25 protein-coding genes are annotated in these 26,682 nt (G+C 53.4%); 14 read left to right on the top strand and 11 right to left on the bottom strand.

Going from position 1 to position 26,682, the window contains the following annotated elements:
- The first annotated feature begins 21 nt into the window (after positions 1-21).
- From BN6471_RS03260 to pepF, 4 genes are read left to right on the top strand one after another with little or no spacing between them, the layout of a single operon-like run.
- A complete protein-coding gene (locus BN6471_RS03260; RefSeq protein WP_147553973.1) occupies positions 22-945 on the top strand; it encodes a DUF7847 domain-containing protein in 924 nt (307 codons plus the stop codon).
- Positions 946-971: 26 nt separating this feature from the next.
- Positions 972-1,244: an ACT domain-containing protein gene (locus BN6471_RS03255; protein ID WP_066645491.1), complete on the top strand. Its 273-nt coding sequence runs from the start codon at positions 972-974 to the stop codon at positions 1,242-1,244.
- Between the two features lie 14 nt (positions 1,245-1,258).
- Positions 1,259-2,611 (top strand): PFL family protein, encoded by a 1,353-nt coding sequence (locus BN6471_RS03250; RefSeq protein ID WP_066645489.1) that lies wholly within the window; start codon positions 1,259-1,261, stop codon positions 2,609-2,611.
- 57 nt (positions 2,612-2,668) lie between these two features.
- The gene (pepF, locus tag BN6471_RS03245; RefSeq protein WP_066645487.1) at positions 2,669-4,546 is read left to right on the top strand and encodes an oligoendopeptidase F; all 1,878 of its coding nucleotides are present in this window, start codon (positions 2,669-2,671) and stop codon (positions 4,544-4,546) included.
- Between the two features lie 56 nt (positions 4,547-4,602).
- On the opposite strand, the gene BN6471_RS03240 is transcribed toward pepF, so the two are convergent.
- Positions 4,603-6,699, bottom strand: a complete 2,097-nt coding sequence (locus BN6471_RS03240; protein ID WP_066645486.1) for a sensor domain-containing protein — start codon at positions 6,697-6,699, stop codon at positions 4,603-4,605.
- Positions 6,700-6,853: 154 nt separating this feature from the next.
- Entirely contained in the window at positions 6,854-8,026 is a 1,173-nt protein-coding gene (locus tag BN6471_RS03235) for an iron-containing alcohol dehydrogenase (protein WP_066645484.1), read from the bottom strand.
- 94 nt (positions 8,027-8,120) lie between these two features.
- Here BN6471_RS03235 and BN6471_RS03230 point away from each other — a divergent pair, with 94 nt between their 5' ends.
- The 3 genes from BN6471_RS03230 to BN6471_RS03220 all read left to right on the top strand — a co-directional run bounded on the left by BN6471_RS03230 (position 8,121) and on the right by BN6471_RS03220 (position 10,036).
- Positions 8,121-8,525, top strand: coding sequence for a MerR family transcriptional regulator (locus BN6471_RS03230; RefSeq protein WP_066645482.1), 405 nt, complete (start codon positions 8,121-8,123; stop codon positions 8,523-8,525).
- 61 nt (positions 8,526-8,586) lie between these two features.
- On the top strand, positions 8,587-9,393 hold the full coding sequence (locus BN6471_RS03225) for a sugar phosphate isomerase/epimerase family protein (RefSeq protein WP_066645480.1): 807 nt from the start codon (positions 8,587-8,589) through the stop codon (positions 9,391-9,393).
- Positions 9,394-9,538: 145 nt separating this feature from the next.
- Complete coding sequence (locus tag BN6471_RS03220; protein WP_066645478.1) at positions 9,539-10,036, top strand: flavodoxin; 498 nt, start codon at positions 9,539-9,541, stop codon at positions 10,034-10,036.
- 39 nt (positions 10,037-10,075) lie between these two features.
- Here the strand turns inward: BN6471_RS03220 and BN6471_RS03215 are convergent, their stop codons facing one another.
- Positions 10,076-10,711: a GyrI-like domain-containing protein gene (locus tag BN6471_RS03215; protein WP_066645472.1), complete on the bottom strand. Its 636-nt coding sequence runs from the start codon at positions 10,709-10,711 to the stop codon at positions 10,076-10,078.
- Positions 10,712-10,816: 105 nt separating this feature from the next.
- Positions 10,817-13,441: an FILTED domain-containing surface protein gene (locus tag BN6471_RS03210; RefSeq protein ID WP_066645470.1), complete on the bottom strand. Its 2,625-nt coding sequence runs from the start codon at positions 13,439-13,441 to the stop codon at positions 10,817-10,819.
- 535 nt (positions 13,442-13,976) lie between these two features.
- Between BN6471_RS03210 and rsgA the strand changes: the two genes are divergently transcribed.
- From rsgA to BN6471_RS03195, 3 genes are all read left to right on the top strand, one after another.
- Positions 13,977-15,368, top strand: a complete 1,392-nt coding sequence (gene rsgA, locus BN6471_RS03205) for a ribosome small subunit-dependent GTPase A (protein ID WP_242861831.1) — start codon at positions 13,977-13,979, stop codon at positions 15,366-15,368.
- 82 nt (positions 15,369-15,450) lie between these two features.
- Positions 15,451-16,773: a putative DNA modification/repair radical SAM protein gene (locus BN6471_RS03200; protein WP_066645468.1), complete on the top strand. Its 1,323-nt coding sequence runs from the start codon at positions 15,451-15,453 to the stop codon at positions 16,771-16,773.
- A complete protein-coding gene (locus tag BN6471_RS03195; protein WP_066645466.1) occupies positions 16,752-17,537 on the top strand; it encodes a TIGR03915 family putative DNA repair protein in 786 nt (261 codons plus the stop codon). Before BN6471_RS03200 ends, BN6471_RS03195 begins: the two co-directional genes overlap by 22 nt.
- Positions 17,538-17,699: 162 nt before the next feature.
- Here BN6471_RS03195 and BN6471_RS03190 read toward each other — a convergent pair whose 3' ends face one another.
- Together BN6471_RS03190 and BN6471_RS03185 are read right to left on the bottom strand one after the other, a co-directional pair.
- Positions 17,700-18,470: an ABC transporter permease gene (locus tag BN6471_RS03190; RefSeq protein WP_066645464.1), complete on the bottom strand. Its 771-nt coding sequence runs from the start codon at positions 18,468-18,470 to the stop codon at positions 17,700-17,702.
- On the bottom strand, positions 18,467-19,345 hold the full coding sequence (locus BN6471_RS03185; protein WP_066645462.1) for an ATP-binding cassette domain-containing protein: 879 nt from the start codon (positions 19,343-19,345) through the stop codon (positions 18,467-18,469). Before BN6471_RS03185 ends, BN6471_RS03190 begins: the two co-directional genes overlap by 4 nt.
- A 183-nt stretch (positions 19,346-19,528) precedes the next feature.
- On the opposite strand from BN6471_RS03185, the gene BN6471_RS03180 reads away from it, so the two are divergent.
- A complete protein-coding gene (locus BN6471_RS03180; RefSeq protein ID WP_082903308.1) occupies positions 19,529-20,941 on the top strand; it encodes a glycoside hydrolase family 3 N-terminal domain-containing protein in 1,413 nt (470 codons plus the stop codon).
- A 54-nt stretch (positions 20,942-20,995) separates the two neighbouring features.
- Here the strand turns inward: BN6471_RS03180 and BN6471_RS03175 are convergent, their stop codons facing one another.
- Together BN6471_RS03175 and BN6471_RS03170 are read right to left on the bottom strand one after the other, a co-directional pair.
- Positions 20,996-21,718, bottom strand: a complete 723-nt coding sequence (locus tag BN6471_RS03175; RefSeq protein WP_066649724.1) for a DUF5131 family protein — start codon at positions 21,716-21,718, stop codon at positions 20,996-20,998.
- Between the two features lie 53 nt (positions 21,719-21,771).
- A complete protein-coding gene (locus BN6471_RS03170; RefSeq protein WP_066645460.1) occupies positions 21,772-22,152 on the bottom strand; it encodes a metallopeptidase family protein in 381 nt (126 codons plus the stop codon).
- Positions 22,153-22,287: 135 nt separating this feature from the next.
- Between BN6471_RS03170 and BN6471_RS03165 the strand changes: the two genes are divergently transcribed.
- Complete coding sequence (locus tag BN6471_RS03165; protein WP_066645458.1) at positions 22,288-23,181, top strand: mechanosensitive ion channel family protein; 894 nt, start codon at positions 22,288-22,290, stop codon at positions 23,179-23,181.
- Between the two features lie 13 nt (positions 23,182-23,194).
- On the opposite strand, the gene BN6471_RS13300 is transcribed toward BN6471_RS03165, so the two are convergent.
- On the bottom strand, positions 23,195-23,359 hold the full coding sequence (locus BN6471_RS13300; protein WP_147554042.1) for a DUF2992 family protein: 165 nt from the start codon (positions 23,357-23,359) through the stop codon (positions 23,195-23,197).
- A gap of 133 nt (positions 23,360-23,492) precedes the next feature.
- Between BN6471_RS13300 and BN6471_RS03155 the strand changes: the two genes are divergently transcribed.
- Complete coding sequence (locus BN6471_RS03155; protein WP_204213227.1) at positions 23,493-23,876, top strand: DUF488 domain-containing protein; 384 nt, start codon at positions 23,493-23,495, stop codon at positions 23,874-23,876.
- Complete coding sequence (locus BN6471_RS03150) at positions 23,873-24,223, top strand: DsrE family protein (protein WP_066645455.1); 351 nt, start codon at positions 23,873-23,875, stop codon at positions 24,221-24,223. The genes BN6471_RS03155 and BN6471_RS03150 overlap by 4 nt, the downstream gene beginning before the upstream one ends.
- 293 nt (positions 24,224-24,516) lie before the next feature.
- On the opposite strand, the gene BN6471_RS03145 is transcribed toward BN6471_RS03150, so the two are convergent.
- Positions 24,517-25,869 (bottom strand): MATE family efflux transporter, encoded by a 1,353-nt coding sequence (locus BN6471_RS03145; RefSeq protein ID WP_066649714.1) that lies wholly within the window; start codon positions 25,867-25,869, stop codon positions 24,517-24,519.
- Between the two features lie 356 nt (positions 25,870-26,225).
- Positions 26,226-26,666 carry an OsmC family protein gene (locus BN6471_RS03140; RefSeq protein ID WP_082903307.1) on the bottom strand — a complete coding sequence of 147 codons (441 nt, stop codon included), beginning with the start codon at positions 26,664-26,666 and terminating at the stop codon, positions 26,226-26,228.
- Positions 26,667-26,682: the final 16 nt, after the last annotated feature.

Raw genomic sequence — 26,682 nt, 5'->3', positions numbered from 1 at the left:
GGCCGCGTTGAGGGGTCAGAAATGAATCAATTACCGATGGGGTTTCGCGAGATGTTCCGGAAATCCGCGTATGCCTACAGGAAAAATTTTGGGAAGCTGTTTGTGCCGCTGTTGTTGTTCCAGCTTGTACTGCTCGTCCCGCTGATGTTTTTCACGATGCCGGGCACGGTTTCTGTGGCGCGCTCGCTTTTGCTGACGCTTTCACAGACAGGCGGCAGCAGTTTGAGCTCCGTGCTCTCTATCCTGGGGATCGTACTGTGCATCGCTCTCTTTTTGTCGCCGCTCATGGTTTCCAACGTGGTATATGTGATCGACAGCGATTACCATAACAGGGAAATCACCTTTCAGGATGCGGCGGCGCACGCAAAGAAGCGCTACGGCAGTATGCTCCGGTCGTATTTTGCGATCATTGCGCTGCTTGTCCCTGTCGTTGTGCTCATCGGCTGCGTGGTCGGGACAGGCGCGTTTGTAGACGGCGTCCTCCAAAACACACTTTCGGCAGGCGAGATCGTGGCAGTGGTATTGCTGGCGGTTGCCGCGCTGTTCATCTTGTTTGGTATCGTGTTCGTGCCCTACACGGTGGCGATCCAGGGCAAGGCGGGCTTTGGCGCGGTGTTCACGTCTTACCGCTACGCGTTCCTGGGAAATTTCTGGGGAAATTTCACACGTATTTTAACGGCTGCGGCCATCGTAGCGCTGGGCGGCGTGGTCGTCAACTGGCTGTCGCAGCTGCCCTTCAAAGAACTGTATGAGCTCTACCTTGTGGATCCGATGCTCGCGCTGCAAAACCCGCTGATGATATTCGTCATCCTGCTCGCTCTTGCGGCCATCGTGATCGTCACGCTGATCTTCCCGTTTTGGTATGCGTTCACTTACCATACCTACAAGAACGCCAAATATGAATATGAAAAAAAGTACCCGCGCAAAGAGCGGGATCATGCTTGAAACGATAAAAGGAGAATGAAACGAACATGAGAGCGATCGTAAGCGTCCTCGGACACGATAAGCCGGGCATCATTGCCAAAGTATCGAATACCCTATACGAAGTGAATGCGAATATCCTCGACATCACGCAGACAGTGCTGCGCGACGAGTACTTTGCCATGACGATGCTGATTGACCTTTCCGCATTGAATGCATCTTTTGAGCAGCTCAAAACGATGCTTGAAGCTGCGGGAGAGGAGATCGGGCTGGAAGTCCGCCTGATGCGCGAAGAGATATTCAACAGTATGCACAGGATATAAGGGGCGGGCGCAATATGATAAATCAAAAAGATATACTAAAAACGATAGATATGATCTCCAAACAAAACCTCGATATCCGCACCATCACGATGGGTATCTCGCTTTTGGATTGTGTGGGCGGCGACGCAAAAACAGGCGCGCAGCGCGTGTACGAAAAGATTGTGCGGCAGGCAAGGTATTTGGTGCCCACGGGAGAAGCGATCGAGGGTGAGTTTGGCATCCCGATCGTCAATAAACGGATATCCGTGACGCCCATATCGCTGATTTCGCAGGGCTGCGGGGACTATGTACTGTTTGCAAAGGCGATGGACAAGGCCGCAAAAGAGGTGGGCGTGGACTTCATCGGCGGATATTCCGCGTTTGTCCAAAAGGCGGCGACACAGGCAGAAAAGGAATTTATCGATACGATCCCGGAGGCGCTGGCGCAGACCGACCTCGTGTGCTCCTCCGTGAATATCGGCACCACGCGCGCGGGCATCAATATGGACGAGGTCGCGCACATGGGGCGCATCATCAAAAAGAGCGCGGAGCTGACCGCGGATCGTGACGGCATCGGCGCTGCCAAGCTGGTCGTATTCGCAAATGCGGTGGAAGATAATCCCTTCATGGCGGGGGCGTTCCACGGCACGGGCGAGGGAGACTGCGTGATCAACGTAGGCGTATCCGGCCCGGGCGTTGTGAAAGTCGCGCTGGAAAATAAAAAAGGACAGCCGTTTGATGAGATCGCGGACACGATCAAGCGCACGGCCTTCAATATCACGCGTATGGGACAGCTAGTTGCACGCGAAGCAAGCCGCAGGCTGGGCGTTCCCTTTGGCATCGTCGATTTATCGCTGGCGCCAACGCCCGCGATCGGCGACAGCGTCGCGTATATCCTGGAGGAAATGGGACTGGAAACCTGCGGCGCGCACGGCACGACGGCAGCGCTCGCGCTTTTAAACGACGCGGTCAAAAAGGGCGGCATCATGGCTTCCTCGCATGTGGGCGGTCTTTCGGGCGCGTTTATACCCGTAAGCGAGGACGCGGGCATGATCCACGCGGTGGAAACGGGCGCCCTGACGCTTTCCAAGCTGGAGGCGATGACGTGCGTATGCTCGGTGGGGCTGGATATGATCGCGCTTCCCGGTGACACGCCGGATTATGTGATCGCGGCGATCATCGCAGACGAAGCGGCGATCGGCATGGTCAATACCAAGACAACGGCGGTGCGCCTGATCCCCGTTCCGAAAAAGAAGGTGGGCGAATCCGTAAGCTTTGGCGGCCTTCTGGGGCGTGCGCCCATCATGCCGTATCATACGAATTCCCCCAAGGAGTTTATCGAACGCGGCGGCAGGATCCCCGCGCCGCTGCACGCACAGAGGAATTGACGCGTTACGCGCGGCAGGAAAGAGGTTATTATTATCTCAGGAAAAGGAGATAAAAGGATGAGTGAAAAGACAAGAGACCAAATAGAAAAACAATATAAATGGGTGCTGGAAGATATTTATCCGTCGGACGGGGCGTGGGAAGAAGATTATGCGGCCCTTGAAGAGCTGATGAAGGGGATACCGGACATCAAAAAGACGCTGGCTAAGGATGCGAAGAGCCTCGCCAAAGCTTTGAAAGCGATGGAAAAGATGGAGCATATCGCGGGCAACCTGTTCGTGTACGCGCGCATGCGCCGCGACGAAAACAACTCCAATACAACTTACCAGGCGATGACCGCGCGCGCGATGGACATAAACGTACGCCTCGGCAGCGCACTTTCGTTTGTGAACCCCACCTTGCTGGCCCTAAAGCCGGGAGTGCTCGAAGGATACATCGAGAGTGCGAAAGACCACTGCAAGCACGGCCGCGATCCCAAAACGTGTAAAAAAGGCGGGCATTGCAAGAAGTGCGACAATAATGTAAAAGGCAACGACAAGCTGGCGGATTACGATTTTATGTTAAGGGAGCTCATCCGCAGCAGAGAGCACGTGCTTTCCGGCAAAGAGGAAAAATTACTCTCCATGAGCGCGGATATCGCAGGCGCGCCCAAGGATATTTTTACGATGATCGATAACGCCGACTTAAAATTCGGCAGCGTGAAGGACGCAAACGGCAAACGGGTGGCTCTTTCGCACGGCAAATATATCGTGATGATGCAAAGCCCGGACCGCGAGGTGCGCAAGAACACCTACAAGATTTACTATAAATCCTATCAGGGTATGATCAACACGATCAGCGCGGCCTATTCCGCGAGCGTCAAAAAGGACGTCTTTTATGCGCGGGCGCGCAAATATGGCAGTGCGCTCGAAAAGTCGTTGTTTTCGGATAATGTGCCGGTGTCGCTTTACGATAACCTGATCGAAACGATCCACAAAAACCTGCCCACCATGTACCGCTACGTGGATGTACGCAAAAAAGCGCTCAAATTAGACGAGCTTTACATGTACGATATCTATACGCCGCTCGCGGAAGAAACGCACGGCGAATATTCTTACGAGCAGTCCATGGAGATGGTGAAACAGGGGCTGGCCGTCCTCGGCGACGACTATGCGAGCCTGTTGCAGGAGGCGCAGGACACAGGCTGGATCGACGTATACGAAACGCCGGGCAAAACGAGCGGCGCCTATTCATGGGGCGTTTACGGCGTGCATCCGTATGTGCTGTTAAACCACCGCGGCGACCTTGACAGCGTATTTACCATCGCACACGAATTGGGGCATGCGATGCACACCTACCATTCCAACAAATACCAGAGCGAAGCAAAGGCGGGTTACGAGATATTCGTTGCAGAGGTGGCCAGCACGGTCAACGAGATATTGCTCACGCACCATTTGCTGGATACGGTCACGGATAAGAAGGCGCGTAAATATGTGCTCAACCATTATCTGGACCAGTTCCGCACCACGGTAGTGCGCCAGACGATGTTCGCCGAATTTGAAAAAATGACGCACAGCGCCGTGGAGCAGGGGCAGGCGCTGACGCATGAGGTGCTGTGCCAGATGTATGGCGACCTGAACGCGCTCTATTACGGGCCGCAGATGCAACGCGACGACATCATTTCGTATGAATGGTCGCGTATCCCGCATTTTTATAACGCGTTTTACGTTTATAAATATGCGACAGGATTCTCGTGCGCGGTGCAGATCGCGTCGGATATTTTATCCGGCAAGAAAAACGCGGTCAGGGATTATATCCGCTTCCTCTCTTCAGGCGGCAGCGACCATCCTTTGGAACTTCTAAAGATCGCCCATGTCGACCTTGCAAGCGGCGGTCCGGTCGACGTATGCATGAGTGAATTTGATAAGGCGCTCACAGAATTTGAGCAGACGATCTGAAAAAATAGGGATATAAAAAAGAGGCTGCATCCTGCAGTCTCTTTTTTGGTGCGGTTTTATACTGCTTCGCCAAACAGCTGCTTTTCAAACTCGTCCACAGGGATCGGACGCGAGAATACAAAGCCCTGGATCATGTCACATTCGATGCTCCGCAGGAAATCCGCCTGCGCAGAAGTTTCCACACCCTCGGCAACAGATTTGATTTGGAGACTTTTGGCGAGATTGACCGCGGCGGCGATGACATCGCACTCGCGTGGGTTGTCCATCTGCTCTGAGCTGAAAAACGCCCGATCCAGCTTCAGCGTATCCACATAAATATCCTTTAGTACATTGAGAGAGGAATAACCGCTGCCGAAATCGTCCATAGAGCAGGAGAATCCATACTTGTGGATCTGTTCGACAATCTTCGAAAAGGCGTCGGGATCCTCAAAAACAGTAGTCTCCGTAACTTCGATCTCGATCAAATCTGTCGGGACATCATATTTCTTACAAATATCGGCATAGGATTGTATAAAATCCGGCATCACAAAATGGATGCGGGAAACATTGACCGAGACGGGAATGGGCGCAAGCCCCCGTTTGATCCATGAACGCAGCAGCGCGCATACGCTTTCCATCATATAACGGTCGAGCTCCACAATGAACCCGTTTTTTTCAAAGACCGAAATGAACTCGTTTGGAGGGATCATCCCCCGTTTCGGGTCGTTCCACCGTACGAGCGCCTCGGCTCCGGAAATCCGGTTATCCTTAAGCGAGAATTTTGGCTGCAGGTATATTTCAAATTCATGATTCTCCAACGCTGCATGCATCTTGTTTTCTATATTCTTTTCAATGACAAGTTTTTTACGGTCAGCTTCGCTGTAGAAGCGGAGGCTGTACAGGCTGTCTGTTTCTTTTTTGCGGATCGCCTTGCGTGCTACGTGCGCCCGGTCCTGTATCTGCGTGATCTCAAGAGACGGGTCGTCGATGCGGTAGATACCCGCGGTAAAAGGAAGGAAATATTGGTTTTTACGCTGCTGATTGAAATGGTTTACCTCTGTAACAATTTCACCTATCCGGTTCCGGATCGTCGCGTCGTCTGCATTTCTTATCAGCAGGGAATAATTATCGGCGGTGATCCGCGCAAGAAACTCCCCCTCCTGCAGATACAGGCTGATTTTTTCGTATACGTAACGCAGGACAGAGTCGCCCATTTCGTTTCCGGCAATGTCGTTGATCAGCTTGAACCGTTGCATATTGAGCCACACGAGCGCGTACGAACCCGCGCTTGCACGGCGGATCGCTTCGCCGGCGACCATATCGAACCGCATACGGTTCATGCCGCCTGTAACAGGATCCTCGTAGGCGAGCCTCTCCAGCTCGATATTGGTTTGCTGCAAAAGCTCCTGCTGCTCGGTGAGCTGCGTGATGTCGTCGTAAATCAAAAGATAAACGGGATCCTCTTTTTCCCAATCCACACATTCGGCCGTTACACGCATATAAAGCGGCTTTCCGTCAACGCCGGGCGGGGAGATGGTAAAGGATATCGGTTTCCCCTGGCGGATATCCGGCCAAAGAGGAACGATAGCGCCAAGGCCGCTTTCCGGCGTCAGGTCGGCAAGGGAAAAATCGGAATGTCGTTTTAGCTTCTGGAAATATTTGGTGTTTGCGTCAATAAACCAAATACCGCTTTCGGTTATTTTATATTTGGCGATCAGCCCCGGAAAATTGTTGTAGGTAATGGTCTGTTCGACCTGGAGCTGCATCTGCTCGGTGATATCCATCATCACAGAATAAGAGATCGGACAACCATTTACGATCTCTCCCGTGAGGTTGCCGACCAGCTTGATCCACAGTTTTTTTCCGCTGCGGTGGGGCATCCGGCAGACATATTCATACCGCGTCGCACCGGTAGAAAAGACCTCGGTGATATACTCCACCATGTCCTGCCAATCCTTCGGATTATGTTTGAAAAACAGATCGCACTGGTTGTGGAAAAGCGATTCATACTCTTCCTTGGTATAGCCGAACATCTCGTAATAACGATCGTTCGCCCAGACGACGGTATAGTGCTCGTCCAGCAAATGCTTGCTCACGCTGGCGCCGAAAGAATTCATCAGCAGGCTGTATTCATCGGCTGAAAAATCGGACACATTTTTCTCTTCTTGTTTCATAGTTTTTTTCACTCTGCGAATAGCCGTTTCTTCTCAGTATACCTCAAAAGTCATTCGGTTATATTTATGTTAGCACTTTTCCTTTTTAAAAACAACTTAAAAACAAAGCGCGAAAAAAGAGGCTCCGTCAAAGGAGCCTCCGTCCATCCGCAGTTTAACGGAAAGATTTTTGGTAGATCGCAAGCGCATCCTCATCGCTTAACTCCACCGGATCGACCTCAAACAGTCCGCCCATTGTCTCTCGCGCGTTTTGTACGCATTTGGGCAATTCCTCCTCGGTGACGCCGTATTCGCTTAGCTTGATATCATCCACGCCGCATGCCTTTTGCAGCTCAACCAATGCATCTACGAAATCCATAGAGGAGGTTGCATCGGCCCTGCCAAGCGCTTTTGCCATGTCGATCATACGCTGCTCGCATTGCCCTGTCCGTGCGAAGAAGGCGTAATATTCCCGGCTGATTGCGATCAGGCCCGCGCCATGCTCGAGGTTATGGTGATAGGCGCTCAAAGCGTGCTCTAAGCTGTGTTCGGAAATACAGCCCGAGGTGGATTCCACCATACCTGCAAGCGAGTTCGCAAGCGCCACGTCTTCGCGCGCCTGTATGTCCTGGCCGTCCGCTACCGCTTTTGCAAGGCTTTTGCCGATCAGCTCGATTGCTGTTAAGGCATAAAGGTCGCTCATCACATAGCTCGTCTTGTTGAGGTAACCTTCCGTACTGTGGAACAAAGCATCGAAGCCCTGGCAGGCCGTGAGGTAGGGCGGAACGCTGACCATAAGCTCCGGGTCTACGACGGCAAGCACGGGAAAGGTCTTGTCATAGCCAAAACCAATTTTTTCGTTGGTATCCGTTTTGGTGGTGACCGTCCATGGATCGGCCTCCGTGCCCGTACCCGCTGTCGTTGTGATCGCCACAACGGGGAGCGGATCGTTGGGTACAGGGAGTCCTTTGCCGGAGCCGCCGCCCACATAATCCCAATAGTCGCCGGGGTTGTTGGCCATGACGGCAATGGCCTTTGCAGCGTCGATGCTGCTGCCGCCCCCGAGGCCGATCACAAAATCAAGGTCGTTTTCCCTGCAGGCCAGCGCGCCCTCCATGACGTGCTCCTTGATGGGGTTGGGCAGGATCTTGTTGAATATAACGTAAGACACTCCCGCCAGGTCGAGCTGCTCCTTCAGCCGGTCCAGGTATCCGTATTTGATCACGGATTTCCCGCCGGTCGTTACGATGAGCGCGCGCTTGCCCGGAAGCTCCTGTTCATGAAGGCGGCCAAGCTTACCGGCCCCGAATAGGATACGTGTTGGGATAAAATAATTGAACTGTTGCATCGTGTGTCACTCCTTCAGCTTTTATGATATAATACTATCATACAACTTAGAGTTAGCTCGAAGTCAAGCATAATTTTTTGCGGAGGTAACAAAAATGACTTATTCAATTTCGCAGGCTGCCGGCCTTTCCGGTTTATCGGTTTATACGCTACGGTATTATGAAAAGGAAGGGCTGCTGCCCTTTGTCGGGCGCTCAAAGTCGGGCAAGCGCGCTTTTTGCGACCACGACCTGGAGATGCTCGCCATCATCAATTGTTTAAAAAGCACGGGCATGCAGATCAAGGAGATACGCACCTACATCGACTGGTACCAGGAGGGCGATGCGACGCTTCATAAACGGCTGGAACTTTTCAAAAAGCAGAAGGAGGCCGTAGAGGAGCAGATGAAACAGCTAAACGGGCACTTGAAAAAGATCAACCAAAAAATCAAATACTACGAATATGCATGCAAAGCGGGCAGCGCCAAGGCTTGCGAGGGCGTGATCGATTGCGAAGCCTAGAATTGCAAACAGGAAATCCTTATGTTAAAATATTGGTAAGATAGCGATGGAGGAAACGACTATGAAACTTTGTTTTTCAACACTGGGATGCCCCGAATGGAGCTTTTCAGATATTATATCCACAGCGTGCGATTTAGGGTACGGCGGGATCGAGATCCGCGGCGTTGGAAATGTGATCGACGGGACGCGTATTCCGGAATTTTCTCCCGCAAACGCTGAAAAAACGAAAAAGCTGTTGACGGAAAAAGGCCTTACGATCGCCTGTCTGACGTCGGCTTGTTATATGAACGATTTGAACCACATCGACGACGTGGTATACCTTGCAAAAGCGTATGCGGATACGGCCAGCGATATGGGCATCAAATACATCCGCGTGTTGGGCGATTTTGGGCCGGAGCAGAGCAGTGAACTCAATATCCCGGCGATTGCCGGCCAGGTGAGGGCGGTCGCACAGTATGCAAAACCGCTGGGCGTGGATGTGCTGGTGGAAACGAACGGCTTCTTTGCCGATTCCAAACGGATGGCGGAGCTCATAGATACCGCCGGGGAAACAAATATCGGCGTGCTGTGGGATATCCACCACCCGTACCGTTACTTCGGCGAAACGCCGCAGGATACGGTGGGGCTGGTCGGCGACCTGATCCGCCATGTACACATCAAAGATTCCACCTACGAAGATGGGAAACTGAAGTATACGATGGTGGGCTATGGCGACCTTCCTGTCCGGGCATGTATCGAGCAGCTGGAAAAAATCGGCTACGACGGATATTATTCGCTGGAATGGCTGAAGCGCTGGGACCTTTCTTTAGAGGAACCGGGAATCGCGTTTGCGGGCTATGCGAATTATATGAAATCGTTGATGAAATAAGAAAAACAATCAAAAGCCGCTCATGCAGCGGCTTTTTGTTTGCCTGAAAAAGCGCTTGACTTGGAGTGGACTCCAGGGTGTATGCTCAATAGAACGGCGGAAGACCGGAACAATACCGCCGGAAAAAAAGAAAGAAGGAATACCAATGAAAAACAACACTTTGATCGTATACTATTCCCATTCGGGCAATACGCAAAAGATCGCACAGCTGATCAGCGGGGAAACAGGCGGGGAGGTTTTAGAGATCAAACCCAAAACGCCGTACCCGCAAGCCTACGATGCGGTCGTAAAACAGGCGAAACAGGAAATCGGCGCAGGATTCCTGCCCGAGCTGGAAACGCGGCACATAAAATTGGAACAATACGACACGGTCTTTATCGGTTCGCCGAACTGGTGGAGCACCATTGCGCCTCCTGTCGCGGCCTTTTTAAAGCAATACGACCTGGATGGAAAAACGGTGATCCCCTTTTGTACGCATGGGGGCGGAGGGCTTGCCCGGCTTGCACAGGATGTGGAAAAACGGTGTCCGCAGTCCACATTGCTGCCCGCCTTTGGCATCTACGGAAACGGCAGCGCCAAAGCGCGCCAAGAGGTTTCCGCGTGGCTGCACAGCATAGGGATTGTATCAGCCCGGCGGCGATGATGCACAAAAGTGATCCCTAACTTGTGCTTTCCTCCCGGCTTATTTTTTCGCCACAGGCAGGCGGAGCACGGTCTTCAGCCTTTCCGGCGCGACCCGGCGCGGGTCGCTCAGATAGATTTCGTGGTGCTTGCGTACGTTGCCCGTCATGTTATCAAGGCCGCTGTCATCCATAAAGCGGTGCATCGCCTCGATGGTAACCGGTTCCTTAGCGTAAGGCCCTATGTGCATCATTTGTACGCACAGGCCCTCGGTAAAGGTCTCAAAACGAGCTTTGGAAACGTCTGTATCCGGCTTTTTGGCGCGGCATTGCGCGACGGCCCAGTCGAAAACTTCCTGTGTTACGAATTCCGGCTGGCGGATCATGGACGTCCACAGCCAGGCGTCGCGGTCGTTTTGTTCAAAGGAGCCTTTGTCACCGTACCACAGGCCTTCCAGCGGGGGCACGACATATTCAAAGTATCCGTCCGGCTGTTTGCCGCCCATCTTGCTCATTTTGATGGTAAAACTTAAGGAATAGAGCGCCTGCATCGCCTGCGGATATTCCTCCCCTTCGGGGGCGCCTTTACCATCCACCATAATAAAATTCATGGCAGGTACTTCGATCAGCATGGGCTTTGCTTTCGGAAGATACAGATCCTTATATTCTTTTTTGTAATCGAGCTTTTCCTGTGCCATACGGCGTTTCCCCCTGGTCATATATTTGATTCAATTATAACAGGTTTTAGAAAGGTACAAACAACCAAAAAGGCAATGCGTTGCGCATTGCCTTTGGTTGTTGATTTATACGTTTTGTGTTTCGGGTACCTGCGTTTCCCCATCCTTGTGTTTTTTGAAGGTGAAGAATATGATGACTGCCTGCACGATGGCAATGACTGCCATCAGCAGCGTCCATTCGTCCGTAAACTGCATGGACAGGCGCATGTTCTCCGTGAGCAGGAAAGCGATCACCGCGCCAACGCCCGGCAGGATGCTCAGCAGCCGCGCGACGCCGCGCCGTTTGAGCTCGCCTTTTTGCTGCGTCTGCTTGTCCTTGTGCTTTTTACCGGTGAAATAACCGACGAGCAGCACGATCATGATGACCGCCGTCGCGAGCATCAGGATCAGGTTCAAAAGTGCCCAGTGCGCGTCGCCCAGTGAACCGTTCCCGGATGCAAGCGGTACCTGGGGGTCTTTAATCTGCACATCGTCCTGGCCTTCCTGTCCCTGCGCTTGCCCGGAAGCAAGCGGGGCCTGCTGCTCAGGGATCGTTACCGCCTGCGGGTTTGCCGCCGCAGGGGTATCTGTCAAAACCTGCGCTACCGGGACAACCGCGTCGGGCGTTGCCGGGGTGATGACGCCAGGAGTATCAGGCGTGATCGCAGGTACATCCGGCGTTATCGTGCCGCCGTTATCTGGATTTTCTGGAACGACAGGCTCTCCCGGCGATACATCCGGCTGCCCAGGGCCAGGATCGACCGTACCGCCCGGATTTTCAGGATCGGGCTTCGGCTCAGGTGTCGGGAGCGGATTGGTATCCGTCCAGTTGATTTCGTCGTAATTCAGCATCTGCCCGTCTTTTACCACGAACAGCATGCCCCTGTCCGAAAGATCCGCCACGTCGTACGGATAATCCGTAAACTGGTTGCGATACTGGTTGTCGCTGTTCTGGATATAGTATTCGCCGTCCGGAAGCTGCAATGCGAAGGAATGATAGGTGTGCCATACTTTTTCAACCTTCGGATTGCCATTTTCGTCCCATATGGTTTTGCCGTTTTCGTCCTTTAAGACTTTGTTTTCATAAAAGACCGGAAGCGTGATCGTATCGATCACATTGCCGTCCGCATCGACGATATTGAGCGTGACCTCTGTCCCAAGGGGAAGAGCCGTGGTATCGTCTACCTTGCCTTTGTCGCTGATCCCCTCGAATCTTCCGTTCAGCATGCCTTCGATCTGCGATAATGTGCCGTTATCGATATCGATCGCCCATTTTCTTGTGCCGTCCGAAAATGCGTAGACCTTTGCGCCCTGCTTGATGATGATGGTTCCGGCCTTGCCATAAGTGCCGCCGCCAACACCGGCTGCGCCCGTTCCCGCGATTGCCGTTACGGATGCGTTTTCGCCTATTTCAACCGTGCCGCCCTGGTTTCTCGCGCCGCCGCCAACGCCTGCGCCGCCCTGGCCGCCTACCGCATTTATTTTGCCGCTGTTTATTGTGATGACGCCAATGGCGCCGTCTGCGCCGCTGCCGATCCCTGCGCCGTTGTTACCGCCTGAAGCGCTGACGGCCGCGCCGTCAATAGTGATCGTACCGCTGTTTTGTTTATCGCCGCCGCCGATACCGGCTGCGCCGGAGCCGCCTTGTGCGGTGATTTCCGCATTGCCTGTAATGGTGATCGTACCGCCCGCCACGCTGCTACCTCTGCCGCCCGTGCCGATGCCTGCGCCGCCAAGGCTTGCAGAACCGCCGCCCGTCGCGTCAATTTTTCCGCCTGTGATCGTTACTGTGTTGGCCTCGCCCCAACCGTAAAGCCCGCCGCCGATGCCCGCGCCGCCCGTGCTGCCGCCCTGCGCCGTTATGTCGCCGCCGGTGACCGTTACGTCGCCTGTCCGCTGGAACCCGCCGCCGATGCCCGCACCCTGGTTACCGCCGGTCGCGTTTACTTTGCCGTCATTGACCGTTACGGTCGCGCCGTTTCCCGTCGCCGCGTTATAGCCATTGCTACCGCCGCCGATGCCTGCGCCGCCGCCCTGGCCGGTTGCCGTCACATCGCCGCCATTGATGGTTACGTTTCCTCCATGGCCGTTATTGCCGCCGCCGATACCCGCGCCGCCGCCATTGCCCTGGATATATCCGCCGCCGTTCGCGTTGACCGTTCCGCCTTCGATCGTGATGTCGCCCGCGTGCTGGCGTTCTCCGCTGCCGATGCCCGCGCCGTTGAGCCCGCCGTTTGCCTCAAGGCTGCCTTCGCCCCTGATGGTTACGCTGTCGCCTGCTTCCACTTCGACGCCTGCCGCGCCGCTGCCGCCGGTCACTTTGTTTTCCGAACCTTCCGCAAGCGTGATATCGGCCTCGCCTTCCACCTTGACGCCTGCCTTGCCGCTTTCCGCCTCGATATTCACACCGTCCAGCGTTACTTCCGCTTTGTTGTTTTCGTCGCCCTTTACCGTGACGGTATTGCTGGTCGCGTTTTCCTGGTCGTTTTGTTTGATGACCACTTCCGTATCGTCCCATGTGGTGCTGCCGGACTGCGTGACGTTGTGGCCGCCCTCGCCGGCCTCCACGGTGATATCGCCGTTGTCAATGTACCAGTCCGCCGCGAAAGCCACGCCGGAGACGCCAAAGACCATCACGCCTGCAAGGACTGCACACAGAAAGGCCTTGCATCCCTTTCTATTTTTTCTTGCTGTTTTTTTGTTCGTACACATTTGCTCATCCTCCGTCAATACGGCATTGATTTCATTTGTTATTGATTTTGCATTGACCTCATTTTAACCATCGCAGGTCACACGAATGGTCACAAAAAGAGTTTGGCGTCGCAGATATTTCGCGAAACGTGAGACTTTGGGAAATATTTTTGTTTTTGGTCACAATACCGGTCACAAAAGGAAAAAATAAGGGCGATTCTTTTTTTCATTGCATTGGGGAGGAACATATGTTATGATATAAAAAATTATTCCGCAGAATGCGGAACAAAAGGAGTTGCATGTTGATGTCGGCCATCTATGTGGAGGCTGTTTTCTAAAATTGAATATGGGCTGCGTAAGCGCGGGAGCAATTATCCCCGGTTTGCCATGCCGTACAAGGTAACCTTTTGTGAATACTATAACTGTCTGTTGTAGCACACCGCGGGGTGTGTTATTTTTATGGAAAAACCGCAGTTTGAGCCACAAAAAAAGGCTGCTTCCTGCGGTATTTTTATGCCTGTTTTCAATTTTCGCTGAATCAACAAGGAGATTCCAAATGATGAATTTAACAGACTACGGTCTGACACCAAATATGCTGCAGGAACCGATCAAAGGGATTCCGGCAAGAGTAACTGCCGTCTATAAGGAGCGGTATGCCCTCATAAGCGGGCACGGAGAGCTCTATGGAAGGCTGAAAGCAAGCGTTTATTATGGAAAAGGCGGAGAGAGCTTCCCCACAGTGGGGGATTTTGTACAGATCGACTATGTACCGGACGGAGACAGCCGAATTATCGGCACGTTACCCCGCAGGACATATTTTTCCCGTAGGGATCCTACGCCCGGGCGTGGCGAACAGGCGGTCGCCGCTAACTTTGACTATGTTTTTATCATGCAGTCCTTAAATCATGATTTTAATCCAAAACGTTTGGAGCGGTATTTAACGCTATCCCGGCAATCAAACGCAATCCCTGTCATCCTGTTGACCAAGGCAGATTTGGCGGAAGACCACAGCAGCTACCTGCGCGCCGTTCAGAGGGTAGCCGCGGGAGTGGATGCGTTTGCAGTCAGTACGAAAACGGGCTTTGGCTTCGATGCGTTGGCGGACTACCTAAAGCCGCGCAAAACGATCGTGCTTCTCGGCTCGTCGGGGGTGGGAAAGTCAAGCCTGTTAAACAGGCTTTCAGGTAAAAAGGTTATGGCGGTAAATGATATCAGGAAGAGCGACGGCAAGGGCCGTCACACCACCACGGCCCGTCAGCTTTTTATGCTGGAAAGCGGTGTGATGGTGATCGATACGCCCGGTATGCGCGAGCTTGGCATGTGGGATGTGAGGGCAGGGCTTGACGAGGCGTTTGCAGATGTGGAGCAGTACCTCGGCAGTTGCAAATTTGCCGATTGCAGCCACCAGAGCGAGCCGGGTTGCGCGGTCAAGGCGGCGATTGCAAAGGGAGCGCTGTCCCTGAAACGATGGGAGAGCTATGTTGCGCTGAAAGCTGAGGCCAGGTATTCCGATGATAAAGAAGCGTATCTGAAGCAGAAAAAACAGCGGCATAAACAAATCGCCCAAATTGTAAGACAAGCCAAAAAGACGGATTACCGACACACGCCCTGTCTGGAAACATTCACCTGCAAGGTGTGTGGGACACATGTCGCTGCTGAAGGCGCAGGCAGCGGGCACCGCAACCATTGCCCAAACTGCTTGTCCAGTATCCATGTGGATAACGAACCGGGAGACAGGGCGTCTTTGTGTAAAGGCGTGATGGAACCGATCGGCGTGTGGGTTCGTAAAAACGGCGAATGGGCGCTCATACACCGCTGCCGGACGTGTGGCGCGCTGAGCTCCAACAGGGTGGCGGCAGACGATAACCCCGCCCTGCTCATGTCGATCGCGGTAAAACCGCTGGCGTTGCCGCCTTTCCCGCTTGACAAGCTGGGAAGGGATACCTGAAAAAATTAAAATTTTTTTCATAGACCGGATCTGGCATATGGGTGTGATATACTGGAACAAATCCCCGGGAGGCGTGTGCGGTATGGATATTTTTGAAAAGCTGGAGATCCTTGCGGATTCGGCAAAATACGATGTTGCGTGTACGTCGAGCGGCGTGGACAGGAAAGCGGGGCCGGGCGGCATCGGCAGCAGTGTTTCGTGCGGTATCTGCCACAGCTTTGCGGCGGACGGCCGCTGTATCTCGCTGCTCAAGGTGCTGATGACAAACGTATGCGTATACGATTGTAAATACTGTGTAAACCGGGTTTCCAACGATGTGCCGCGCGCCATGTTCACGCCGCGCGAGCTTGCCGACCTGACCATCCATTTCTATAAACGGAATTACATCGAAGGATTGTTTTTGAGTTCGGGCGTTGCCAAAAGCGCTGATTATACCTGCGAGCTGATGATCGAAACATTGCGCATTTTGCGCGAGGAGTATAAGTTTTACGGCTATATCCATGCCAAGGCGATCCCCGGCGCGTCGGCAGGCCTGATCGAACGGCTGGGGATGCTCGCGGACAGGATGAGCGTCAACATCGAGATGCCTTCGTCAGGCAGCCTGCAATTATTGGCGCCCGACAAGACCAGGGACGCGGTACTAAAGCCAATGGAATTTATCCGCGACCGCAAGCGGGAAAACAAGCAGGAGATAACGGTGTATAAGCACGCGCCCAAATTTGTCCCCGCAGGGCAGAGCACACAGATGATCGTCGGCGCGACGCCCGAAACGGACTTCCAGATCTTGAACCTCACGGAGGGCTTATATAAAAAATACCAGTTGAAGCGCGTGTTCTTTTCCGCCTATATCCCGGTGGTGGAAAACACACTGCTGCCTTCGCTCGATACCAAGCCGCCTTTGCTGCGCGAGCACAGGCTTTACCAGGCGGACTGGCTGCTGCGCTTTTACCAGTTTTCCGCAAGCGAAATACTGGACGAGAAGAATCCGAACTTCAACCCGTTCATCGACCCAAAATGCAATTGGGCGCTGCACAATATGGACCGCTTTCCCATAGAGGTCAACCGCGCGCCCTATGAAGAGCTGCTGCGCGTGCCGGGTATCGGCGTACGCAGCGCAAAGCGCATTTTGTACGCGCGCCGCGCGTGTTCGCTGAATTTTGACGGGCTGAAAAAGCTGGGCGTTGTTTTGAAACGTGCGAAATATTTCCTTACCTGCGGCGGAAAAATGCATGACACCGCGCGCTTCACGCAGGAGGATGTGCTCGTTTCGATGATGTCCAAAAAGACGCTTGCGCAATACAAGCTAAGCCCGTATTGCCCCAATGGAAGCAAGCAGCTTTCACTGTTCGAGCAAAACGGACTATTGGGGGAGGAGATGCAGAAATGCCTGACGGGACAGTTATAAATTACCGCTACGACGGGAGCTTCGACGGGCTTCTTACCTGCGTGTTTGAAAGTTTTGAGAAAAAAGAGATTCCGCAGGAAATAAACGGGCCGGGCGCGGGGCAAATGAGCCTGTTTGCGGAAAAGGAGATCTTGACGGACGGGGCAAAGGCAAAACGCGTGCTCGCAGCCATCCCCAAAAAAATCAACGCAGAGGCGCTTTCCTTCATCCGGCGCGCCTACCTCACCTGCCTGCCGCAAAAGGAGCGCTATATCCTCCTCTTTTTACACAAAGGGTTCCGCATGGGCGCAAAGGTCATGCGGCTCTTATCGGACGACGTGGTGAACGTGCTTTTCAAGGCGGTGAAACGCCTGGGCAACGAAGCGCACCTCTTAAAGGAGTTTATCCGCTTTTCCGTATACGACCAGGTGCTGGCCACGCAGGTCACACCCAAAAATTTTGTGCTGCCTTTTTTGGGACAACATTTTGCGGAGCGTTTCCCAAACGAGGCCTTTTTGATCTACGATACGACGCACGGGATGGCGCTTACTTACGAAAAAGGGAAGATGCAGATCAACGCGGTCGAACATTTCAGTATGCCCGCCCCCAGCGAAGAGGAACGGCAGTTCCGCAGGCTGTGGAAGATGTTTTATGATACGATCGCCATCAAGGAGCGCGAAAACCCGCGCTGCCGCATGAGCATGATGCCCAAGCGTTACTGGGTCAATATGACAGAGTTCGCGGTCGAAACAGACCCTGCCATGCTGCTGCCCATCAAAATCTAAAAATTTTGCTTGACCATAACGTTACGTCATAGTATAGGATAAAAGCCAGAAAGGAGGCGTGGCATGAAAACAGTACACGAAGTTTCGCTTTGCGCAGGGGTCAGCGTGCACACGCCCCCGGTCTCGCCGAATTCATGAGCGAGGCAATTAGGATCTATTGCCTTAACTGATCTTGCGTTTGTTTTTCCAGATGCTTGCAAAGAGGAACGCGCAGGCGATCAGGCCAAGCAGCAGGAAGGACGACAGCAGCGGCGTGAAATCGTAGCTGCCGCCCTGCCAGAAGCCTGCAAAATCGCGGCTGATATACGTCATGGGCAAAGCACCCGCCACAGCCTGCAAACCTTCGGGCAAGCGGTCGACGCTTACGCCCATCATGCCGCAGATCACCATAAAACCAAAATACAAGGTCATCGTGATGCCGTAGGTAGGGCCGAATTTCCCGGTCAGGGAGGAGATCGCGTGCGCCAGCACAAACAAAATGACGGCGAGGACGTAAAGCGCGGCGATCAGGATCAGCGCGGAGGAAAGCTGCGGCACCTGAATATCAAGCAAAAGATAGTCCGCAACGGTATAAATCGCGAGGGCGATCGTCATAAAAATCAGGTTGGCGATCATTTTTGCACCCAGCATGCTTTGCTCGCGAAAGCCAAACAGGCGGAAGCGCAGCGGCACTTCGTTTTCGAGCTCCTGCGAATAATTTGCCGCATAGCCGATCAGCAGCGTCGCCAGCGGGATGATCAGGCTCATGGTGATGAAAACGCCCGTATTTGCCGCAGGGATCGCCGAGGTGGGGATTTGTCCCACAAAAACATTGGCAATGAGCAGGGACATCAAAATGGGGAAAGCGATGCCGAAAAAGATCGTGAACCAGTTGCCCGCCGTGTTGCGCAGCTCGTACCCGACCAGCCGCAGGCTCAATTTCTTTGCATTCATACCGTTTCTCCCTTCGCCTCATAAAAATGCTTCACAGCATTGGTGAAGATGCTTTCAATATCCTGGTTGCTCCGCTTATAGTTGATATCATGGCGGATCAGCAGGGAAGAAAGCGCCGCTTCCGCCGCCTCATCCGGACAGGAGAAGGAGAGCAGATGCCGCGGGGATTCTATGGTAGGAAAGCCTTTCGTGATAACGCGGTTTCGCTGCGTATTTTCGATCGTCATGATCGCGTTCCCGCAATATTTTGAAAACAGGTCGTGCGTACTTCCGAAATCCACCACAAAGCCGTCCTCTAAGATCAGCAATTTGTCCGCGATGCGCTCCAGTTCGTCATAGTAGTGCGAAACGATGCACAGCGCCGTCGTTTTATCCGTATACCAGCTGGCGAGTTTATCCATCAGCTTTTGGCGCGTTTCAAAATCGAGCCCGGAAGTCACCTCGTCAAAAAAGGTGAGCGGCGCGTCCTGCATGAGCACGAGGATGATGGTAAAGCGCTGTTTTTCGCCGCCGGAAAGGATTTGAAAGCGCTTATTAAGGCAGCCGCCGAAATCAAAAAAGTCGACCAGCCCTTGCAGCTTTCGATCGTTTTTGATGCCTGTGCCGAGGATGGTCTCCATGATATAGCGCACGGGCATGGTCTTCACGTAATTGTTTTGCTGCATGTGCGCGGCAATGTCCTCCGGCCGCAGCCGGGTGCTGATGCGCCCGGTATAGCGCGTCAGCCCCAGAACGGATTTGAGAAGAGTCGTCTTGCCCGCGCCGTTGGAACCGATGATGCCGATCCGGTCGCTCTTCTTGATCGTAATGGGATGGGTGATCGAAAGCGCTGCCCGTTTTTTATAAGTCACTTCCAGATGTTCTATGGTAAGCATAAAGGCCACCTCCCTTCTGACTATCAGTATAAGCGGCCCAAAAACTGCGTCAACGCATTTTCCGCAAGCTGCACGATGCATATGGCAAGTTGCGTTTTCCTGTCCTTATTTTGGGAACCGTTGTATACACCGGGCGCGTCCTGCTTTATAATAGAAGCAGGATCGTAAACGGAGGGGGTTTCCATGAAGACAAAATCGATTGCAGCTATGTTGCTGTGCGGCCTTTTGCTGCTCGGTGCGTGTACCGCCAAAACGGATGCGCCGGCAGCCGTGCCCACGCAGGTGGTTTCCACAGAGGATGCGGTGGTTACGCCGGAAGCAAGCGCGAATGTGCAGCCAACGCCTAAGCCGGCAGAAACGGTCACCGGAACCGTTACCGATGCGACGATGTCTACGCTGTTTTTGAAAGCGGAGGATGGGACGGAGCTGACGTTCGCCATTGGCGATGCGCAAACAGAATTGGGTGAAAACGGGCTGGCGGTAGGTTCTGTGATCGATGTGACCTATACAAAAGGCGGGGAAGGCGAGATCCCCGCGGCGCAAAAGCTGGTATTAAAAGAAGAAGCGCCGGCGCTGGATTTTTTCCTGTACGAAGACCGCGCAAAAGAGATCCTTGCAGGTATGACGGCGGAAGAAAAGGCGGCGCAGATGTTTTTTGCGCGCTGCCCGGAAACGGACGCGGCCCAGTTGGAAGAGCAATTCCAGTTCGGCGGCTATATCCTGTTCAAACGCGACTTTGAAGGAAAGACGAAAACAGGGGTGCAGGGCGACATCAGGAGCTACCAGCAAGCGGCAAAGATACCCATGCTTATCGGCGTGGACGAGGAGGGCGGAACCGTCACGCGCCTCAGCGGGTTTGAGGCGCTGCGCGACGAGCCGTTTTTGTCGCCGCAGGAGCTGTATGCACAGGGTGGGCTGGAGCGGATCACAGAGGATACGCAGGAAAAATCGGAGCTGTTAAAAAGCCTCGGAATCAATGTCAATCTGGCGCCGGTGTGCGACGTATCCACAGACCCGGACGATTTCATCTATCCGCGCGCGTTCGGCAAGGATGCCGGGCAAACGTCGGAGTATGTTGAGGCCGTTATTTCCGCTATGAACGAAAGCGGGATGGGCAGCGTGATGAAGCATTATCCCGGCTATGGCTCCAATGCGGATACCCACACGGGCATCGCGCACGACACGCGCAGCCTGGATACTTTTCAAGACAGTGATTTTATACCCTTTGTTGCGGGTATGCAGGCGGGCGCCCCCAGCATCCTGGTGAACCACAACATTGTAGAGAGCATGGACGAGGAGCATCCCGCGTCACTTTCCAAAAAGGTGCACGAAATACTGCGGGCGGAGCAGGGCTTTGCCGGCGTAATCATGACGGACGACCTCTATATGGATGCGATCAAGGACGAATACGGCGCTGGGCAAGCGGCGGTGATGGCCGTTTTGGCGGGCAACGACATGTTGGTCTCCTCCCAGCCGGAGGAACAACTAAAGGGGGTGCTAGACGCGCTTGAGGACGGGACGATCGACGAAGAAGCGATCGACGAAGCGGTCGTGCGCGTGCTGTGCTGGAAGCTCTCGCTGGGACTGATGGAATAAAGAGCGGATAAAAAAAGCTGTCTCCCATCGAACCCTCTGGGGAAGGACAGCTTTTTATTTTACGGTAAAATTCAGCCCGGCTTTACGCGCCTGCGAATGTTGCAGGCGTTTTAAAATCGTATAGCGTTTGCCGTCCTTTAAGAAATTGCGCCCGGTCTGCTTGAACCAGAAGGAAACGCGGTGCTCCCAGCATTGGGCGTGCAGCGATAAGATCCAGCGGTAATCGCATGTGCGCGCCTCCATGCCCGATTCACCCCCCGCGACGACATACTCGAATTTGCCGCTCGCAAGGTAGGGCGATACGTCGATGTGCTCTAAAATAGGCTCGCAGATAACGATGCGGTGGGCCGCGGGCATCTGCATGAATATGGGCAAACGTTTATCGGCCATCTCCTGGTTTTCCACCGTACAGCCGATGCGCACGTTCGCATAGCCCTCGCCCCAGTCGCGGGGCAGGCCAACACGCAAGCGGTGGATGCGCTTGGTGATGATCAAAAACGAGATATCTGGCCGCTCGCGGATCAAGCGCCACGCATCATCGCGCCATTCGTCCGCTTCTTCGATGAAAAAATCCGAAGTGCCACAGGTGAACACCTCACGGCCCCCGGCCAGCTTGTAGCTCCCGTCGCGCTTGCGCTTTGCGGGCAAATCAAAAGACGCCGTCCTGCAAACGACACTTGGGTCTTTGCCAACGGATTCATCCCGCCGGTACATATAACAATTCTGGCAGCCGGGGCTTGTTTTGTGGCAGCCGTGCCACGGGTTCCATGCGTTCATAAGAACAGTATAGTAAAAAACAGGCATAAAAAACAAGTTAAGTTACAGGAATTTTAATGGTTGCCGGGATGGGACTGCAGGTATTGGGAAATATATTCCTCATCCTCCACCTCCAGGCCGCGCTCGCCCGAAAGCCCTTCCAAATGGTGGCGGAACTCATGGCGCAGCGTTTTGCGCAGCTCCTCCCGTAGCTTTTCCTCCGGAGAATTGCCGTAGAGCCGGGCAAAAGAGCCATAATAAATTTCGATATGGTTTCCCATATCGCTGCTGCGGTAATAACGCCCCAGAACATATAAATCGTTATCCCTGCTTTTTGGGTGCATTTCCTCCTGCGGCAAAAGCAGGATCCCGCCATTGAGTTCCGTAAAAAATTCCTGCGGGAGCTCCTCTGCGAGCTCGTCCAGCATTTGCCCCATTGCTTCGTAAGAAATCAAATTGTTGCCCTCCGGGATGTTTTTGTATACTATAATATATAACCATAAAAAAAGAAAGAGAAAATACCGTGCGTTTTATAAAAGACGGGAACTGGTTATCAATGACATGTAACAAAAAACGGATGAGGTAAACGTATGAACGGTGATACCACCACACAGATTGTGGATAAAACCAAAGATTTTTTTGAAAACTTTGAAAAGATGTTCTCATTGGGTTTTTGGAACACGCTGATTTTCGCGGCGGTCGTCGCGGGGATTACGTTTATCATCCTGAAACTATTGTCCAAATTTCTGAAAAAGCACCTGACCGGCAACATGCGTATTTTTTACCGGCTCATTTATGTGGTCGTCATTGTGATCGCGGTCTTTTCGGTGCTGATGACGATCGAGCCCCTAAAACAATTTGCAACGGTCATCCTTGCAAGCTCGGGGATTGCGGGCGTGGTGATCGGCCTTGCGGCACAGACAACGCTGGGGAATGTATTCAGCGGGATTTCCATCGGTGTGAGCAAGCCGTTTGAACTGGGAGATTATGTGGAGATCATAGGCCAGAACGTAGCGGGCGTGGTGGACGATATCGGCCTGCGCCACACGGTGATCCGTACGCTGGATAACAAGCACGTGGTCATTCCCAACGGTGTGCTGGATAAGGATATGGTCTTAACGTCGCACGGCCTGCCCGACCAGGCTGTGAACAACCAGCTCAATGTAGGGATCTCCTACGACAGCGATATCGATCTTGCCATAAAGATCATTTCCGACGCAGCCTATGCACATACGGATACCATCGACCGGCGCACGGACGAGGAAAAGAAAAACGGCACGCCCAAAATACTGATCCGCATCACGGACTTTGCGCCGTCGGCCGTCATGCTGCGCGCCTTTATATGGACCAAAGACCTTGTGACCGGAAACCAGGTTCTGTCCGACCTGCGCTATACGATCAAAAAACAATTTGACGAACAGGGGATCACGATCCCTTACCAGACCCAGACGATTCTGTTGGAAGAAAAAAAGGACGGAAAATGACCCGTCCTTTTTTTCACCTGCCCCTGTGCTTTTCTTTTTTCTTTTGCTGCCGCAGCAAAAAAGCTTGCTCTGCTTTTTGCGCCCTGTGCAGGCGGTGCTCCACCTTGCGTGTGGCGGTTGCCTGTTCATGGCAGGCGTAGGCCTGCGCCCGGACTACCGACCGGGACTGTGTTTTTATCTTCGCATGTCCATACTAACGCCGATCAAAAACGATGTCAACAAATCTTAGGACACTCTTAAGATTTTGTTGCGCTATTTTTATGTTTGGGGAGGTATCATTGGCTTATAAGTAAGCATAAGAGGTGATCGATATGCTGAAAATCAAGCGGGTATACGACAGTGCGGAGCAGCAGGACGGATACCGTATCCTGGTAGACCGGCTGTGGCCGCGGGGCGTTTCAAAGGAAAAAGCAGCGATCGGTTTGTGGGCAAGGGATATTGCGCCCACGCCGCAGTTGCGCAAGTCGTTTGGCCACGAGCCGGAAAAGTTTCCTGCGTTTTCGGAGCAATACAAAGAGGAGCTCATGGGCAATCCTTCCACAGAGGCGTTTGTCTCTGTTGTCAGGGAAAAGCTGGCGCAAGGGGACGTTACGCTGGTATACGGCGCCAAAGATACCCGGCATAACGATGCTGTCGTACTGGAAGCATTTTTGGAACAGAGGTTGGCCGCCATGGCCGGAAAGGAAAAACAATGAAAGTATTGTTACATGTAGACGAAGCGGAAAAATGGAAACTGGCATTGGGCAATGCCAAAAACCTGTTGAAATACGGGGAAGAATTCGGTAAGGAATATGTGGTCGAAATTTTGGCAAACAGCGCGGCGGTCACGTCGCTTACGCAGGCAAGGGCCAAAGAAGAAGGGCTCTTTGCAGATATGGAGGATCTGGCGATCCAGGCCGTCGCGTTTGTGGCGTGCAGGAACGCGCTCAAGGCAAATTCGATCATGGAAGGCAGCTTGATCCCCTTTGTGGAGGTCGTACCGGCGGGGATCGCTGAAATCGTGGATAAACAGGAGGACGGCTATGCCTATGTAAAGCCATAAGCATCCTGGCGGTACAAAATCCGATCAGGCAATCGTTTGCGGCTATCGCTTGAACCGATGAAAGCTGAATGATATGATGATTCTGTCGAGGCGCCTCTTTCTAAACCGGGGGACAGCGTGACATTGAAAGCGCTGATGGATGTACGGCTAGGTGTAGCCGCTTGCAGCGTCTGGGAAAGCAAATGCAATTCCGGCAGATGTTCCCCGATAAAAATTGTGGTTGAAGGTTAATACCGTTCGTTTTCCCGCACGTCGCAGACAGTTTGACGGCATAGCTTATCTATGCCGTCTTTTTAAGTACCGACCAGCCGTTTTGCCATCCACCGCCTGCGCGTAAAATAGATGCCCGCAACGATCGCCGGCAGGACGGGGGCGAAGGATTCCGCGATATAGATGCCGATAAAGCCGCAGCCAAAGGAAAACCCCAAAAGGAAGCTGCCCAAAATACGGATGACCACGCAATCGAGCATGGAGTTCAGAAACGAGAACATAGCGTCGCCCACGCCTGTCGCAAAAGAATTGTACGCGTACATGACGGCATAAACGATGCAGTTTAGAGAGCAGCATATCCGCAGGTAAAGGATACCTTCGCGGACGACGTCCGGGTCGGCGTTGAAAAGCATGACAAGCGGCCCGGCAAACAGCTGGAACAGGATCGTAGTGATCACAGCCGCGGCAATGCACAGCTGAGCGCCCGTCTTTCCGGTGATTTGCGCGCGCTGCATATCCCCCGCGCCCATCATCTGTCCGGCAATGGTGGTGACCGCCTGCCCTACTGCCCAGATCGGCATGGCTGCGACAGTGTTGAGCTTGAGGCCGATGCCCGACGCAGCGGCGACTGCTACGCCGAATACATTGAGCATCCCCGTTGCGATCAGATAGGAAAGGTTGAGGATCGCCATCTGCCCGGCGGTCGGCAGGCCGATCTTTAAGATCAGCTTTGCCGTTTTGGAAAGGAACAGGCCCGCAGAGTACGCCCCCACCGCCAATCTCGACCGCTTTAAGGATACGGCCGCCACAAAAAACGATATCCCCTGTGAAACGACAGTGGCGATCGCGGCGCCGCGGGTATCCATGCGGAACACGCCGACCAGCAGCAGGTCGAGCACGATATTGGCGATTGCCGCCGCCAGCACAAAATAGAGGGGGCGCCTGGAATCCCCCAGGCCGCGCAGCACAGCGCACACAGCGTTATAGCCAAACACAAATACCGTGCCCATACAGACGATGCCCATATAATCGTCCGCGTACTGCATCGCTTCTTTGGGGAGCTGCATCAGTTCGAGAAGCGGGTGGTAGAGAAGTAGGCTTGATACCGTAACCAGCACGGAGAGGAGCATGGAAAGCGTGAACAGCGTACCAATGGTATGCACGCGCCGCTGCTTTTTGTGCGCGCCTTCATATTGTGCGACGAGCACCGCGCCGCCGGTGGTGATGCCCGTACAAAGAGACGTGATCACAAAAACGATCATGGAAGCGCTGCTCAGGGCCGCCAGTCCCCCGCTGCCCACGAACTGCCCGACCACGACCATATCCACGATACTGTACAGGGTTTGCAGGAGGTTCGCCAAAAACAGAGGCCATGCAAAGCGGAGCATTTGCCGGGCCATGTTGCCCGACGTGAAATCTTGTATTGTCTGATTCATGATGATATTTTCCTTTTTTGAGCCATAAAAAGCCATTTCGCGGCACAAAAAAACCGCGGGACATTGCCTGCGGCCCTATCATCAAAATCATCCGGCAAACCGTATCACAAAAAGAGCGCATTCATGCGCGCGTCAATACGCTTTGCGGACGAGGCGGCCCTTTGCGGCCGGATTAGGCTCTATGCAATGTCTCATCCTGTCCATTTGCACAGAGCTTCTTAGGATACAAAATTTCATATGGCTATCGCCTTTCGTCCTTTTATGATACGCGCAAGATATCGCGGCTGTCAAGACGCATAACATGAAAATACGCAATTTAAAAGAGCGGGCAGGCAGCCCGCTCTTTTAAAAAAACGTTACTCTACGACAACGCCTGCCCGTACCAGCTTCACGCCGTTTTCCAGGCAGTCGCCCACCGGACAATGGCTTTCGATGTAGTCCGCAAGCTTTTCAGCAGCAGCCTGCCCGGATTTGGTTTTGAAATGCATCGTGAAACGGATCTCCTGGAAACCGTTCCGTACGTCTGCGAGATCCAAAAAGCCATCCGGATCGAGGTCGCCTTCCATTTCCACGTGGAAATCTTCCAGGTCTACGCCGCATTTTTGCGCAAAAGCAGCGGCGCAAATGGTCTGGCATGCGCCGAGCGCACATAAAACGGCTTCTACGGGATTAAGCCCCTTGTTCGTCCCGCCGAGCTCTGCTGGCTCGTCCAAAAGAATCTTAAAACCACGAGAATCTGTTTCCACCTGCAGCCCACCCGGCAGTTTTTTTGCGGTAGCTTTGAATGTCGTTAACATCAATACACACCTTCTT

The organism is Christensenella timonensis, from assembly GCF_900087015.1.
GTDB classification, from domain to species: Bacteria; Bacillota; Clostridia; order Christensenellales; family Christensenellaceae; genus Christensenella; species Christensenella timonensis.
Note: the sequence above shows the minus strand (reverse complement) of the source record. Positions and strands in the feature narration are given on the sequence as shown.